The sequence below is a fragment of the Quyinboa ferrireducens genome (assembly GCF_042436675.1).
Lineage (GTDB): Bacteria > Bacteroidota > Bacteroidia > Bacteroidales > UBA5342 > JBHJHP01.
Genome location: NZ_JBHMVA010000001.1, coordinates 1 through 15379 on the forward strand (window position 1 = coordinate 1; position 15379 = coordinate 15379).

Annotated in this window: 14 protein-coding genes; 9 read left to right on the plus strand and 5 right to left on the minus strand. The window is 39.8% G+C overall.

Annotation, left to right across the window (positions count from 1 at the left end; translation table 11 throughout):
• Positions 1-311 precede the first annotated feature (311 nt).
• The 3 genes from ACE01N_RS00005 to ACE01N_RS00015 all read left to right on the plus strand — a co-directional run bounded on the left by ACE01N_RS00005 (position 312) and on the right by ACE01N_RS00015 (position 4802).
• On the plus strand, positions 312-2129 hold the full coding sequence (locus ACE01N_RS00005) for a sensor histidine kinase (protein WP_380583541.1): 1818 nt from the start codon (positions 312-314) through the stop codon (positions 2127-2129).
• 4 nt (positions 2130-2133) lie between these two features.
• Entirely contained in the window at positions 2134-3747 is a 1614-nt protein-coding gene (locus tag ACE01N_RS00010; RefSeq protein ID WP_380583543.1) for a sensor histidine kinase, read from the plus strand.
• 206 nt (positions 3748-3953) lie between these two features.
• A complete protein-coding gene (locus tag ACE01N_RS00015) occupies positions 3954-4802 on the plus strand; it encodes an alpha/beta hydrolase (RefSeq protein ID WP_380583545.1) in 849 nt (282 codons plus the stop codon).
• A gap of 57 nt (positions 4803-4859) precedes the next feature.
• Here the strand turns inward: ACE01N_RS00015 and bglX are convergent, their stop codons facing one another.
• On the minus strand, positions 4860-7121 hold the full coding sequence (gene bglX / locus ACE01N_RS00020) for a beta-glucosidase BglX (RefSeq protein ID WP_380583547.1): 2262 nt from the start codon (positions 7119-7121) through the stop codon (positions 4860-4862).
• Positions 7122-7260: 139 nt separating this feature from the next.
• Here bglX and ACE01N_RS00025 point away from each other — a divergent pair, with 139 nt between their 5' ends.
• Positions 7261-8868 carry an SGNH/GDSL hydrolase family protein gene (locus ACE01N_RS00025; protein ID WP_380583549.1) on the plus strand — a complete coding sequence of 536 codons (1608 nt, stop codon included), beginning with the start codon at positions 7261-7263 and terminating at the stop codon, positions 8866-8868.
• A 6-nt stretch (positions 8869-8874) separates the two neighbouring features.
• On the opposite strand, the gene ACE01N_RS00030 is transcribed toward ACE01N_RS00025, so the two are convergent.
• Positions 8875-9624: a transporter gene (locus tag ACE01N_RS00030; RefSeq protein WP_380583551.1), complete on the minus strand. Its 750-nt coding sequence runs from the start codon at positions 9622-9624 to the stop codon at positions 8875-8877.
• A 10-nt stretch (positions 9625-9634) separates the two neighbouring features.
• Complete coding sequence (gene purN / locus ACE01N_RS00035) at positions 9635-10213, minus strand: phosphoribosylglycinamide formyltransferase (protein ID WP_380583553.1); 579 nt, start codon at positions 10211-10213, stop codon at positions 9635-9637.
• A gap of 156 nt (positions 10214-10369) precedes the next feature.
• Between purN and ACE01N_RS00040 the strand changes: the two genes are divergently transcribed.
• From ACE01N_RS00040 to ACE01N_RS00060, 5 genes are all read left to right on the plus strand, one after another.
• Positions 10370-10606, plus strand: a complete 237-nt coding sequence (locus ACE01N_RS00040; protein ID WP_375721626.1) for an acyl carrier protein — start codon at positions 10370-10372, stop codon at positions 10604-10606.
• 24 nt (positions 10607-10630) lie between these two features.
• On the plus strand, positions 10631-11887 hold the full coding sequence (gene fabF, locus ACE01N_RS00045) for a beta-ketoacyl-ACP synthase II (RefSeq protein ID WP_375729512.1): 1257 nt from the start codon (positions 10631-10633) through the stop codon (positions 11885-11887).
• Positions 11888-11890: 3 nt separating this feature from the next.
• The gene (gene rnc, locus ACE01N_RS00050; RefSeq protein ID WP_380583556.1) at positions 11891-12628 is read left to right on the plus strand and encodes a ribonuclease III; all 738 of its coding nucleotides are present in this window, start codon (positions 11891-11893) and stop codon (positions 12626-12628) included.
• Positions 12629-12676: 48 nt separating this feature from the next.
• The gene (locus ACE01N_RS00055; RefSeq protein ID WP_375729510.1) at positions 12677-13093 is read left to right on the plus strand and encodes an OsmC family protein; all 417 of its coding nucleotides are present in this window, start codon (positions 12677-12679) and stop codon (positions 13091-13093) included.
• Positions 13094-13358: 265 nt separating this feature from the next.
• Entirely contained in the window at positions 13359-13739 is a 381-nt protein-coding gene (locus ACE01N_RS00060; protein ID WP_380583559.1) for a DoxX family membrane protein, read from the plus strand.
• Positions 13740-13825: 86 nt separating this feature from the next.
• On the opposite strand, the gene ACE01N_RS00065 is transcribed toward ACE01N_RS00060, so the two are convergent.
• Entirely contained in the window at positions 13826-14548 is a 723-nt protein-coding gene (locus ACE01N_RS00065) for a DUF4386 domain-containing protein (RefSeq protein WP_380583561.1), read from the minus strand.
• Positions 14549-14575: 27 nt separating this feature from the next.
• Positions 14576-15379, minus strand: coding sequence for a DUF4249 domain-containing protein (locus tag ACE01N_RS00070; RefSeq protein WP_380583563.1), 804 nt, complete (start codon positions 15377-15379; stop codon positions 14576-14578).

Below are 15379 nucleotides of genomic sequence, written 5' to 3' on the forward strand. Positions count from 1 at the left end.
CAAAACTCAAGACTAACTCTCCAGGGCCTCTACCCCTTCCAAAAGCGGCTGCAAAGAAAATCATTATTATCCCATTTATCCAAACTTTTTCCAATCTTTTTTTACCCCTTTTTTATTACCATTCCTTAAACCCCTGAAATTGTGCTGTATAACATGTTTTATATTTTTCAATAAATAAAGTTGCTAAATCTGAGCGAATTAATGGGATTCGCACCTGTGTTAACTCACAATTAACTTAAAATTATTCATTATTAATTTTGTGTTAATTTAATTTTTATTTTATATTTGTTTCCTGATTAACATACTTAATTGTGAGCAATACATTAAATAAAGTAAGCACATTGGATTTGGTCTTTGAATACTCGGTAACTCCCAGTATAATAACGGACATTCAGGGAACCATTTATAAAATAAATGCAGCATTTGCAGAATTACTTGGATACACTCCGGATGAAATGCTGGAGTTGACTACAATAGATCTAACACCTCCGGGAAACATAAAACCTGAAAAAAAAGAACTGGCAAAACTTATAAATAATGCACTGCCCAATGTAACCTATAATAGTGAACGCTTACATAAATCTGGCAAACCACTGCATATAAAAGTTAATGCGATTGCCATTATATCTGATGAATCGGACGAACCGGACAGAATACTTCAACAGTTTGAGGTAACAGGCAGACAATATAATACTGTATCCCAAAATCACAACAAAGAGTTTTACCTTGAAAAAATAATGGATGAAATGCCTGCATACATCTACTTTAAAGATCTGGAAAGCAGATTCCTTATGGCCAGTCGATCCATGCTCAAGGTATTTGGCGTAAAACACCAAAACGAATTAACTGGCAAAACAGACTTTGATTTCTTTGCCAAAGAACACGCACAGCAGGCATTTGACGATGAACAGGAGATTCTGAGAACCGGAAAAGAAATCATTCAGGTTGAGAAAGAAGTATGGCCTAACGGAAAAATCACCTGGGTTCATACTACAAAAAAACCTTTATATGACAATACAGGCATGCTGATTGGCACATTTGGAATTTCGAAAGATGTAACTGACTTAAAAGACGCTGAAAAGGCCATCGAAAAAGCACACTTTGAGCTGGAATGGAAAAACAGTGAACTTGAAGAAATGCTGACGGATCTTAAAGCAACCCAGTCACAGTTAATTAATACTGAGAAACTGGCAGCGCTTGGGCAGTTAATTGCAGGAATCGCCCATGAAGTAAACACTCCTTTGGGCGCAATAAATGCTTCAAATTCCAATATCAAAACCTCTTTTACTCAACTGATTGACAATATAGAAAATAACCTTGCGCAATTTTCAATTGATGAAATGAACCTGCTAAAACTGTTGCTTCAGAATTACAACGGTTTTACCAATCACACCTTAGGATCACGCGAGAAAAGACAGCTGAAGAAAGAGATTGAAAAACAGATAAACGGATCAGGTAACGGAAATGGAAATGCGATCGCCGATATCATTGTCTACCTGAATCAACAGGATCAGCTTGACACCATTTTGAGTTACACCGGCAGGACTGATATTCTTAAGGTTTTGAAATCGGCAAAAAGTATGATTTCGGTTCTTAAAAACAGTGAAAATATATCTATTGCAACAGAGAAGGCATCACAGGTTGTTGCAGCGCTTAAGAAATATATCCACAGAACACCGGATGGGAAAAAATCACAAACAGACATTATTGATAACATAGAAACTATTATTACACTGAACCACAACAAACTGAAACATGGTGTGGAGATTATACGAAATTATGATAAGGTGCCATTTATATATGTCTATCCGGATGAAATCAGTCAGGTCTGGAACAACCTGATCACGAATGCCATCCACGCCATGAACAACAAGGGGAAAATTTATATAAGTATTAAAGATAAAAAAGATACTGTAATAGCAGAATTCAGGGATACCGGATGTGGTATTCCCGACGAGATACGGGATATGATCTTTATGCCTTTCTTCACAACAAAAGCCTCAGGAGAAGGAACTGGAATAGGGCTCGATATTGTTAAACGCATTGTTGAGAAGCATAATGGCATAATTACCATTGACACTGAAGTAGATAAAGGCACAACGTTTTCTATTGAACTTCCAAAAATTTAATGCCATGTCAAAGAAAAGAGCAATTTTATGCATTGACGATGAACCGATTATTCTGGAAAGCCTGAAAGAACAGATCGAAAAGAATTTCGGCGACAATCTTATTTATGAAACCGCTGAAAATGCCGATGAAGCGAACGAAGTGCTTCGGGAGCTGAGCGAAGAAAACATAGACATACTTGTTATTGTGTCAGACTGGCTCATGCCAGGCATGAAAGGAGATGAGTTTCTGGTTCAGGCTCATCAGTTATATCCTGAAATTGTACCTATCATGCTTACCGGCCATGCATCGAAAGAGGCAATTCAAAACGCCATTGAAAATGCAAACCTCTTTTCATGTATCAGCAAACCGTGGCACGAAGAAAACCTGATAGATACCATCAGATCTGCCATGCAGAAATTCGAGATAAAAAGTACCGTTAATGAAAAGGAAGTCATTCTTTGTATTGATGACGAAGAGATGATTCTGGATGCACTAAAAGACCAGCTTGAAGATACGTGGGGCAGCAAATTTATCATTGAAACAGTAGACAATCCTGAAGAGGCCATTGAAATATTTAATGAACTGAGAGAAGAAGGATATAAAATCCCGGTTGTTATCTCAGATTATATTATGCCTTATATGAAGGGAGATGAATTACTAAAGAAAATTCATGAAATCTCTCCGGAGACACATAAAATATTGCTTACGGGACAGGCAAGTGTTGAAGGTGTTGCCAACGCCATCAACTGGGCCAAGTTATACCGTTACATTCCCAAACCATGGGACAAAGAAGACCTTGCACTAACTATTAAAGAAGCAATCCGAAGTTATGTTCAGGAAAACCAGATAAGAAGCAAAAACAAGGAATTAGCAGCACTGAACGCATCACTTGAAGAGAAAGTACTTCAACGAACCAAAGAACTTGAAGTAGCCAATGCCACAAAAGATAAATTCTTCTCAATTATTGGTCACGACCTGAAGGGAAGCTTTAATACGTTAATTGGATTTTCGGAAATACTGATAGATGATTTTGAGGAACTGGATAACGAAGGGAAGATGAATTTTCTGAACAGGATCAGACGATTATCAGAAAATGCCTATAAGTTGCTTCAGAATCTCCTTGACTGGGCCAGGGTGCAAACGGGAAACATAAACTATGAACCGGAATATTTCGATCTGGAAGAAATAAGCAGAGATATTCTGGAAATGCAACAGGATCACGCACAAAGCAAAATGATAAAAATAAAATCAGATGTCCCTAAAGACACCTATGTATATGCTGACAAAAACATGATCCATACCGTAGTTCGAAATCTTTTCTCTAATTCGTTGAAATTTACAAACCAGGGAGGTGAAGTTAAAATTTCGTGCAAGAAATCGAAGCTAAATGGTGGGCGAATAGATGTTTCTATTACCGATACAGGCATCGGCATGTCTGACGATAAAGTTTCAAAACTGTTCAAAATATCAGAAAAAGTGAAAACATACGGAACGGCACAGGAAGAGGGAACCGGCCTGGGATTAATCTTGTGTAAAGAATTCGTAGAAAAAAATAATGGCGACATTAAAGTTGAAAGTCGCAAGGGCGAGGGAAGTATATTTACGTTTACCCTGCACACGAAAGGCATTCCCAATTAGGGAATTTGGAGTTTAATAGATGAGAGAAAAGGCTGTCTGAAATCGTTCGGACAGCCTTTTTTGTAAACCGTGAAGTTTTAATTCGTTAATAATAACTCAAAAATAACGCATTAATGAAACATAAACAAATTCAATATTGGTTTAAGAAAGTAGAAACTCCAAATATGTTTGTTAAATTTGTGATCCAATCTTAAAAACTGATTCCCATGAAATGGCTGACACTTCTAATTGTTTTAATGACGGTACAAATTGCTACATTCGGACAGGCAACAGACACATTATATATATGGCCGGATAAGGTTCCCGGGGAAGCAGCACCAAAACATTCCGCTGTGATCAGCTCAAATAACGGCGGCAATACCACCCGCATTGCTGAAGTCACCAATCCTGTTCTGGTTCGGTTCGATCCAAAACCTGACGTAAAGAACAAAGGTGCATTTGTGGTTTGCCCGGGTGGCGGTTACAGTATTTTAGCCATCGATAAAGAAGGGTATGAAATTGCAGAATGGCTAACAAGCATTGGGTATACCGCATTTGTATTGCAATACAGGGTCCCGCAAAAACAGGCCGGCGCTTTAATGGATGTGCAAAGGGCTATACGAATTGTAAGGAGTCATGCATCTGACTGGCAACTGGACAAAGACAGAATTGGCGTGATGGGATTTTCTGCCGGAGGAAGTTTAAGCGCACGTGCCTCTACCTTATACAACGAACAGACCTATCCGGCTCAGGATGCTATAGATAACGTTTCATGCAAACCGGACTTTACCATGCTCATCTATCCTGCATATTTAGACAAAGGAGAAAACAGGAGCCTCACACCTGAATTAAAAGTGGATAAGAATACGCCTCCTATGTTTATTTTTGCCACTGTAGACGATCCTTACAGCAACAGCGCATTGGTTATGACTACTGCATTACGCGATGCCAAAGTTCCTGTTGAACTGCATATGTTGCCCAAAGGCGGACATGGCTACGGATTACGAAAAGGTTCACTGGCAGGCGAAACCTGGCCTGTTCTGGCCGAAGAATGGCTAAAAAGAACAGATAAATAAGGCTTAAAACAGCTTTGCCACTGTTAAGATGTAGACCGGGATTAAAAACTATTTCTGCTATTCATCCTGTTGGTCAACATAAAGGGAAGTATGTAATCCATCGATCGAACTGGCTCCTACCCAGATATCGAAATCTCCGGGTTCAAAAACAAAATCACCTTCATTATTATAGAAACCAAGCTCATTTTTGGTCAGAATGAATGATATCTTACGACTTTCACCCGGTTTGAGCTGTATCTTCTTAAAACCTTTCAACTCTTTAACAGGCCTGGTAACACTTGCAACTTTATCCCTGATGTAAAGCTGTACTACTTCCTCGCCAGACATTTCTCCTGTATTCTGAACCATGACAGAGACAAATACCTCCGGTGTAGATGTTGCTTTAACCTGCAAATCAGAATATTTAAAATCCGTATAACTTAATCCAAAACCGAATGGGAATAACGGATCATTACTCTGATCGATATAGTGTGACCAATACACATCCTTTTTAGGTCCTGGTCTGCCGGTACTTTTATGATTATAGTACAATGGCAGTTGCCCCACACTTTTTGGAAACGACATTGGAAGTTTCCCTGAGGGATTATAATCCCCGTATAACACCTCAGCAATAGCCTGTCCTCCCATGCTTCCCGGCTGCCAGGCTTCAAGAATTGCCGGAATATGTTCTGCAGCCCAGGGAATAGCCAAAGGTCTTCCATTCATAAGCACAAGAACAATATTTGGATTTACAGCATATACCGTTTCCAGTAATTGTTGCTGTAAACCCGGTAGATTAATAAAAGCCCTGCTTCTGCCTTCCCCACTCTGTAAGCCGTGTTCCCCCAGCACCATAACTACAACATCTGCATTTTGGGCCAGGCTGACAGCTTCTGCAAGCATCGCAGTATCCGTATTATTGATTGAAACTCCCGCTGCCAATGCAGGTTTATTATTCACCAGTTGAACACCTTTTGTAAAGCGCAACTGGTTACCTTCAAACTTTTCCATTCCTTCCAGAACAGAAACTGCCGAATTCCGAATCACATTCCCACTCCAGTTACCAAGTGGACTATCTTTATCATCAGCCAGAGGACCGATGAGTGCAATCTTCATTCCTTCTTTATTCAAAGGCAATAGCATTTGGTCGTTTTTTAGTAACACCATGGATTTTTTTGCCATATCCAAAGCTGCCTTTCTGTTGCTCTCCTGTCCTATTATCTTTTTCTCCCTGTCCGGGTTGCAGTATCTATAAGGATCATCGAATAATCCCAGTTCATATTTGGCGAGAAGGATGCGCCTGACCGCATCATCGATCAGATTTATATCAACCTCTCCGGATTCCACCAATTCCCTGAGGTAATTAATATAGGCATACGATTCCATATCCATATCACATCCGGCCTTCACTGCCTTTTTTGCTGCATCTCTGTTATCTTTGGCAAAACCGTGGGCCCTCATTTCGGCGATTGATCCCCAATCAGAAACCACAAACCCTTCGAATCCCCACTCACCCTTCAATATAGTACGCAGTAAAAATTCATTCCCCGTTGCAGGTATACCGTTAAGTTCATTAAACGAATTCATAAACGTTTTTACACCAGCTTCCTCCGCTGCCCTGAACGGAGGCATGATCACATTATATATCGTAGATGTCCCAACATCAACTGTGTTATAGTCTTTACCTGATTCTGCAAAACCATAACCGGCATAGTGTTTCGCACAGGCTATAATGGTATTATTCGCTGAAAGATCATCGCCCTGAAAACCTTTAACCCTGGCTTTGGCAATCAGACTTCCCAGGTAAGGATCTTCACCGGCACCTTCCATCACTCGTCCCCAGCGGGCATCGCGTGAAATATCCACCATTGGGGCAAAAGTCCAGTTCTGTCCGGCAGCTGAAGCTTCCAGCACCGCTATTCTTGCAGATTTTTCTATAGCAACAAGATCCCAGCTTGCCGCCTCTCCTAAAGGAATTGGTGTTAAGGTACGATAGCCATGAATAACATCAAACCCAAAAATTAAAGGTATACCAAGCCTGCTTTTGGTTACAGCCAATTCCTGCATTTTACGCACTTCATCTGTGCCAAGCACATTAAGCACCGAGCCAACCTTCCCCGATAAAATATTATCATATTTCTCTTTTGTACTTTTCTCCGTGGGAACCGGACCAGTTACGTCCCAGAATCCATTATACTGGTTCATCTGTCCGACTTTCTCATCCAGGGTCATAAGCGACAACAAACTGTCGACTTTTTTACCATAATCCGGTTGTTGCGCCTGACTTTGAACGACAGTTATTATAGGCATTAAAATGAGGGCAAACATTAGTCTTCGCATGGTACATCAATTTTAGAGGTTCATCCCAGGCTTTCTCCTGAACCTCAAATTTACAATAAAAAACCAATCATTCTTAGCAGGATTTTTATTCCTTTGGTTGGTTTTGTATTTTTACGTGCATTTTTAAATTTTGCTTAAAATGAACTTCAAACAAATATTTAAAAGCATCCTGTTCTCTTTACTGATTCTCAGTTTAAACACTACTGCGCAGGATGATCCGAAATGGGACAACACAACTCGCAAAGACTGGCCGGCAGGATGCAAAGAAGTTTCAATTATTTCAACAGCTGACGGAACAGAACAGAAAGCCAGGTTCTTTATGTCCGGGTCAGACAAACCGGCTCCGTTAATTATAAGCCTGCACACCTGGAGCGGCGATTACACGCAAAAAGATACATTATCGTGGAAATGCATACAAAAAGGTTATACATACATACATCCTGATTTCCGTGGAGCCAACAACAAACCTGATGCCTGCGGGAGTCCTCTTGTTATTCAGGATATTGATGACGCCATAGCTTACGCCATTAAACATGCCAATGTTGATACATCCGAAATCCATATTATTGGCGTTAGTGGTGGTGGATATGCCACATTGCTGGCTTACATGAAAACAAAATACCCGGTAAAAACATTCTCTGCCTGGGTTCCGATTTCTGACCTTGAAGCATGGTTTAATGAATCGGAAGGACGTGGCAATAAATATGCAAGGGATATTGCCATAGCCACCACCGGCAAGAAATTTGGGCCAAAAGGATATTACATTAATAAAAGAGAGGCCATAAAGCGCTCACCTCTTTTTATGCAAACGCCGGTTGCAAAACGACAAAATTCCAAACTTTTTATTTACACCGGTATTCATGATGGTTATACCGGTTCGGTTCCGGTAACACAATCCATTAAATTCTACAATAAAGTAGTTAATGATTTTGATCCGACCGCAACAGAATCCATTGTTCCGGAAAGCGACATGATTACCCTTGTTACATCACAGAATTATCCGACTCTGACAAAGGGAAAATTAGGAGACAGGATAATCCAGTACCGTAAAAACTATAAAGATCTCGTAGAACTGACTATTTTTGAAGGCACACACGAAATGTTAACCGACGTGGCACTGAATCCTGCTGAAAGCAAAAACATTCTGGCCGTTGGAGATTCCAATGGAGAGTTTTATTTCGGTTGGGTCACCCAGCTTAAAAAAGTCAGATTTGATGACTTTATCTATAATTCATGCATATCAGGCAATACAATCGGCTATGATAATCTGAACAGACCTGCATTAAATACACTCAGGAACATTGACCGCTACCTGGACGAAGCTTATGCATACAGCGGGAAACAGGATGCCATCGTTATTATGTTGGGAACCAATGACTGCAAAGCTGTTTTTACAGATAACATTAAAAATGTACCGGACAGCATGCGTACCCTTATCGCAAAGATAAAAGCGCATCCCGTGTATCAGGCGTCGCACCCGAAGCTGTTTATTGTTTCACCTCCACCGATGAACCCACACCCGGAACTGCACGAAAAATACCTGAAAGGGAACAACAGGATTCAGTACCTTGTCAAGGAATTTAAAAAAGTGGCAAAGGAAGAAGGTTGTGTTTTCATCAACACTTATCCGCACCTTGAGGGTGTTTTTGATTACGTTACCATTGACGGAATTCATCTGAAACCTGAAGGACAGATGGTAATTGCGAAAATAATAAGTGAAACGCTGGATAGTTATTTTAGGCAATAACAGAGCCTACTTAGGCAGCCTTACAGTAAAACCAACTCCCCAAAACATATTGTTGGAATTATCGTTCAGACCATAACCAAGATATCCGTCCAAATGTAGATTATTAATAATACTGTAGGTAAAGCCAAAATCAATGTATCCGGCATTACCGAGCGTTTTATAATTTTCGCCAAAAAACTCTAAAAACAAACAGGTCTTAGGAATAACATTCAGACCAGCCGTAACCGAATAAAATTTTTGGGTATCATAATTTTTATTGTCCCAGAAAAGTGCAAGGTTATACCCCAGACTCAAAACATCCAGCAGATCATGCTGTGCAGCAAGGCGTACTTCAGGCGACCAGAAATGATCCGCATCATCTGTTTTAACAGGCAACAGAAATGACCCCATTACCGCCACATCAGGAATAATTCCGGCACCTTTAAATATTCTGTACTTAAATCCAGGATTCAGAATATTGGATACACTACCTTCCGGATCACTAACTAATGTGGCCGTTTCGTTTGAAAAACCCAACCTGAGTTCCAAAGCAGAAGTCAGCCCAAACCGAAGTAACGACTGTATACTTTTCACATCTTTAATGTCGGACAATGAATTGGCATCCGTAAAATCGAATCCAGACTCCAACTGAAAATGAAGTTTAGGAACGATACTTGCCGATTCAGTCTGATCCGGGCGGTCTGTGACCATATCCTGCGCAGAACAAACCGACGATATATAAACAATTATAGTTAGAATTGCCAATCTGACCTTCATAGTTTACCTTCTAAGATTCTGGTGAATCATTTAACAGCTCTTCTACCACCTTAGGAAACCAGGCATATTCCAGTTCATGTACTTTTGAGGCTACTTCGGCATAGGTATCAGTGGGTTGAACCGGACATTCAGCCTGAAATATTATCTCGCCTTCGTCGAAGTGTTCATTTACATAATGTATCGTGATACCTGACTTTATTTCCCTGTTCTCCACAACAGCTTTATGAACATTATCGCCATACATTCCTTTTCCTCCATATTTAGGCAGTAATGCCGGATGTATGTTAACCATTTTTTTATCAAAAGCCCTGATCAGGTACTTCGGGATCAACCACAAAAAGCCTGCAAGTACAATAAAATCAATGGAATACGAATTTAACATATCGATAATCTCTTCCGTTTTGTAAAACTGATCCCGGTTAAACACCTTGCATGGGATATTCAATCGTTTGCAACGATCTATAACAAAGGCACTTGGGTTATTACACAGCACAAGAGAAATGCTTATATTATTGTTATCTTTAAAATAATTATAGAAGTTCTCCACGTTGGAACCCGAACCACTTGCCAAGAGCGCTAATTTCTTCATTTACAATATATTATTTTTCAATAAAAATTCTTAACTTGCATGTTAAACTGCTCAAAAATATGATTTTTGTGTCACAAAATTTTAATTATTACAGAAAAAATATATTTCTTTGCAGCGATATTTTCGAAACTAATTATTAACTAAAATTAAAAAGTTATGTCTGACATTGCATCAAGAGTTAAAGCGATCATCGTTGACAAAATGGGAGTAGATGAAACTGAAGTGACTCCTGAAGCTAGCTTCACTAATGATTTAGGAGCTGACTCGCTTGACACTGTTGAGCTGATCATGGAATTTGAAAAAGAATTCAATATTTCTATTCCTGATGATCAGGCTGAAAACATCTCTACTGTTGGAGATGCTATCAAGTACATAGAAGAAAACGCTGGTTAACTAATCGCATTTTAAAATTTTTGCATGGAATTTAAACGAGTTGTAATCACTGGCCTTGGGGCTATTACTCCACTAGGAAATTCAGTACAGGAGTTTTGGGGCAACTTGTCTAAAGGAGTAAGTGGATCGGGTATTATAACCCATTTCGACCCTTCTTTATTCAAAACGAAGTTTGCGTGCGAGGTTAAAAACTATAACGCTGAAGAATATTTTGACCGCAAAGAAGTACGTAAGCTGGACCTATTTGCTCAGTACGCTATTGTTAGTGCCACCCAGGCAATTGAAGACTCCGGTATAATGGAAGATGACTCCGTTGACAAAAACAGAGTCGGCGTTATATGGGGAGCCGGAATTGGTGGGCTCATAACTTTCCAGCAGGAATTAACAGCATTTGGAAAGGGCGATGGAACACCTCGTTTCAGCCCTTTCTTTATTCCCAAAATGATTGCTGATATTGCACCTGGACATATCTCTATGAAATATGGCTTACGTGGACCAAACTTTGGTGTTGTTTCTGCGTGTGCTTCATCAACCAATGCAATCATAGATGCACTGAATTATATCCGTCTCGGCAAAGCTAACATGATCGTCACCGGAGGATCTGAAGCTGCCATCACCGAATCCGGTGTAGGTGGATTCAATTCTGCACAGGCACTTTCCACTAATAATGATAATCCTGAAACAGCATCCCGTCCGTTCTGTAAAACACGCGATGGTTTTGTTATGGGTGAAGGCGGTGCCTGTTTAATGTTGGAAGATTATGACCATGCCGTAAAGCGTGGTGCTAAAATTTATGCCGAAATTGTTGGCGGCGGAATGTCGGCTGATGCTTACCATATTACTGCGCCACATCCTGAAGGGCTTGGTGCTGCTCTGGTAATGCAACGTGCTTTGGAAGATGCCGGGATGACACCGGAAGACATCGATTACGTAAACGTACACGGTACAGCTACTCCACTGGGCGACATCGCCGAAACTCAGGCCATTAAAAAAGTATTTGGTGATCATGCGTATAATCTGAATATCAGTTCAACCAAATCAATGACCGGTCACCTTTTAGGAGCTGCAGGAGCTGCAGAAGCTATGGCATGCATCCTTGCAGTAAGAGAAGATATTATTCCTCCAACAATTAATCTTCAGGAACTTGATCCTGACATTGATTCAAAGCTTAACCTCACATTCCATAAAGCACAAAAACGTGTGGTTAATGCTGCTTTGTCCAACACCTTTGGATTTGGCGGGCATAATGCTTCTGTCATCATAAAAAAATTCACTGAATAAATAGTGATTAAAAATATTGAACGAATTAAAAGACTTTTCCTGCCCAAAAAGGAAAAGTCTTTTTCGTTTGTCATTCAAGAACTTACGGGCTTTAAACCGAATGATCCGGATATTTATGATCTCGCTTTCATTCACAAATCCACTTCCATAAAACAGAAGAATGGCAGACATGCCAATAATGAACGCCTGGAATTTCTGGGTGATGCTATACTGGATGCCATTGTAGCAGATATCATTTACGTAAACTACCCCAACAGAAATGAAGGATTTTTAACCAGTGCACGGGCCAAGTTAGTCAGCAGAAACACTCTGAATAGCCTGGCCGAAGATCTTGGACTGGAAAAACTGGTTAAAACCACAAGCAACAATCCAAACACCAATATCCCGGGGAACACCCTTGAAGCATTGATTGGCGCCATCTATCTGGATCAGGGATATAATAATTGTAAAAACTTTGTTGAGACCAGGCTTTATAAAAAGCTTGACGAAATGAAGAACATGGTACGAAAAGACAGCAATTATAAATCGCTGCTGCTGGAATGGAGCCAGAAAAACAGAAAGGAAATCACTTTTTCTTTGGTAAAGGAGGTCATCAACAAACACAATGTGCCTACGTTTTACACACAGGTTCTGATTAACGATGAACGTTATGCCGATGGCACCGGCACATCGAAGAAAGAGAGCCATCAGGATGCAGCAAAAAAGGCCATCCAGGCACTCAAAGAAAAGAACCTGTATTAATTCTGAACTTTTTTATAATCTCTCCGTTAAATATATAAAATTCTAAATATGAAGAACGAAATTAATTTATCCTGGGACGAAGGCATGGCCTTCTCAACTGATTTAGATGGTCATAAACTCACATTAGATGCAAGTCCTGAAGTAGGTGGGCAAGATAAAGGAGCAAGACCCAAAAAACTGATGCTGGTATCGCTGGCCGGATGTACCGGAATGGACGTCGTATCAATTTTAAATAAAATGAGGGTGCAGTATGATGGACTGAATATAAAAGTTGAAGGAGAACTCACCGAAGAACATCCCAAATACTACAAGTCCATGAAAGTAACTTACGAATTCAAAGGAAAAGATCTTCCAATGGATAAACTTGAAAAAGCGGTTAACCTCTCTGCTGAAAAGTATTGCGGTGTACAGGCTTTATACAGAATGGCTATTCCGATTGAATCAGAAATTAAAGTTATAGAATAAAAGCTGTTAGCTTATCATGTAAAAGGCGGTTCTCTACAAAGGGAACTGCCTTTTATGCTTTTTTAAACTTTAACGAAGCATTATTACGCTTATACTTTACAGTGCAGCGCCGGTGATGAAAACGTATTCTCAACCACTGTTATCCATTGCTGTTTTGGATTGAAATTAAAGATCCCGGAATAAACTTTCTATATCACATATTGTTTACTCCTATGGTATTTAAAGATGATAATTTACGCCCACTATCATATTTAAATTTTAGGTTATGAAAAGTAATGGGAAAATTATGGCTACTTTAAGAGTAGTACTGGGTGTATTTATGGTCGCTTATGCATTAAACAAATTCTTTCACTTTATTCCCAACAGTTATGGAGACATGCCTCAGAACACGCAGGCATTTCTGGATGCAGTCGTCATGTATCTTCCGTATCTTTATATGTTTGAAATACTCGTTGGGGCACTGCTTATTTTAAACAAGTGGACACTGGCAATACTTATTGCGTTGTTTCCACTTTCCGTTGCATTTATGATGTTCAGTATTCTGAACAGTGATCTGAAAGAGATGTGGCCGGCTATTTTTGTGGCGCTGCTGAACGTAATCCTTTTGTTCAGCAATTGGGAGAGACTGAAGCCTTTATTTGATTAATTCTTAAGTACGTTCTTTACTATTAGCACAGATGATAAACCACCGCACCAGTTGTATCTGATGCAGTGGTTGAAATGAATTCTTTTTCAGGCCATAGTAATTTGATTTCCTGAATCTGCTTTAATTCCTTTGACCAGCAGATATAAACAAAGTGTCAATTCTGCGGCAACTGCGATGGTCACGACCAGTATCTCACTTACGTTTGAAAACTCAGGTCCCAGGAAGTTGACGAAGCAGTCAACCAGATAACTTATTCCGGCAGCAATTATCAGAATACCCAACCATTTAGGAAAATATTCGGCATTATACATTAAAGATCCTACTATTATACAACTAATACCGAAAAACACACCACTGATAAGGTACCCGTATGAATGCGCATTTATAAACAGCAAAACCAGTGAACTAAGCTGATCTCCGGAAAAACTACTCAGATAAGTATTGTCGCCGAAAATGAGCAGAGGCATATAATAATTCAATAGATTAAGACCCAGTACTGTAGCCTGGGCCAGTCTGAAATATGCAGCCAGCAAAGACAATTCTTTGCTTACTGGTTTTAGCAGCAGGTAAAATAACAGGGCCACGGCAACATCACTCATAATCATGATTAAATCGCTAACAAATCCAACCCTGTACAACACGCTGTGATTAAGTATATTATGTGCCGTTATAAGGGCATCACCTGGAACAACAATAGATGACCGGACAAACATCTCGCTGAACAAACCTGCAATGATAATGATCAGATAAAGTATGCCGGCTATACGCGCATTCCTTTTTACGGATAGAACCGTTTGTATTGTATTCATTATTTTTAGTGCTTTAATGTTTTATACTTAAGGGAAAATCAGAACAGTATCCCGGCTTACAGTATATGCTCCAAAATATCCTAATGCTCCGTTGGAAATATTGGTTATTGGGTTCGAAGGGTTCGCATTACCGATCATTCCGCCTTCGAAAAGAGAAGATAACGCAAAGTAGTAATCGTATGTTGATTTATCTAGTGTTTGTAGTTCAACCACAACTCTGTTGAGCGGAATAAACTGTTCAACATCCCATTGCAATACAACGTCATGCCCGTCAGTAAATGCATCATCGAATAATTTCAGGGATTGGCTTGCACCTGCCGGATCATCAATATTATACACTTTCAATCGGTAGTAATTTTCAATATTCGCCGGATCATGCAGATGGCAGTTTATTATGTATCCTCCCGAAAACTCCATATACGCCGGTGTTGGCTCAAAAGATACCGAGTCTATTGCGACTTTATATGGCACCTCAACAGTGGCATTATAGATTTCTCCTTCCGACTCTACTTTCATGGTGTATGAACGGCCTTCTTCACCAGTCCTGTTCACGGAATATATTCCGGGAGCTGTTTCCAAAAGCTGACTTACATAACCAAGATCGTCGGTAATAGTAACTGTTGAACCGGACACGTTAGGATAAGTTTCAGGGTCAAAATAATCGCCTGATTTGGTTAGTTTAACAACAAGCGTTGTATCGATATCTGTTATAGATCCGTCTATAACCAGCCGGGGTTCAATGGAGTCAAGATTTATCTCAATTACATCCTGGCAGCCGAATAATATTATTGCCAGGCCAAATATTAAAGTGTATGTTTTAACTGATTTCAT

Coding starts and splice junctions, on each gene's coding strand:
- ACE01N_RS00010 (WP_380583543.1), top strand. CDS start 2,134: ATGTCAAAGAAAAGAGCAATTTTATGCATTGACGATGAACCGATTATT.
- ACE01N_RS00015 (WP_380583545.1), top strand. CDS start 3,954: ATGAAATGGCTGACACTTCTAATTGTTTTAATGACGGTACAAATTGCT.
- bglX (WP_380583547.1), bottom strand. CDS start 7,121: ATGCGAAGACTAATGTTTGCCCTCATTTTAATGCCTATAATAACTGTC.
- ACE01N_RS00025 (WP_380583549.1), top strand. CDS start 7,261: ATGAACTTCAAACAAATATTTAAAAGCATCCTGTTCTCTTTACTGATT.
- ACE01N_RS00030 (WP_380583551.1), bottom strand. CDS start 9,624: ATGAAGGTCAGATTGGCAATTCTAACTATAATTGTTTATATATCGTCG.
- purN (WP_380583553.1), bottom strand. CDS start 10,213: ATGAAGAAATTAGCGCTCTTGGCAAGTGGTTCGGGTTCCAACGTGGAG.
- ACE01N_RS00040 (WP_375721626.1), top strand. CDS start 10,370: ATGTCTGACATTGCATCAAGAGTTAAAGCGATCATCGTTGACAAAATG.
- fabF (WP_375729512.1), top strand. CDS start 10,631: ATGGAATTTAAACGAGTTGTAATCACTGGCCTTGGGGCTATTACTCCA.
- ACE01N_RS00055 (WP_375729510.1), top strand. CDS start 12,677: ATGAAGAACGAAATTAATTTATCCTGGGACGAAGGCATGGCCTTCTCA.
- ACE01N_RS00060 (WP_380583559.1), top strand. CDS start 13,359: ATGAAAAGTAATGGGAAAATTATGGCTACTTTAAGAGTAGTACTGGGT.
- ACE01N_RS00065 (WP_380583561.1), bottom strand. CDS start 14,548: ATGAATACAATACAAACGGTTCTATCCGTAAAAAGGAATGCGCGTATA.
- ACE01N_RS00070 (WP_380583563.1), bottom strand. CDS start 15,379: ATGAAATCAGTTAAAACATACACTTTAATATTTGGCCTGGCAATAATA.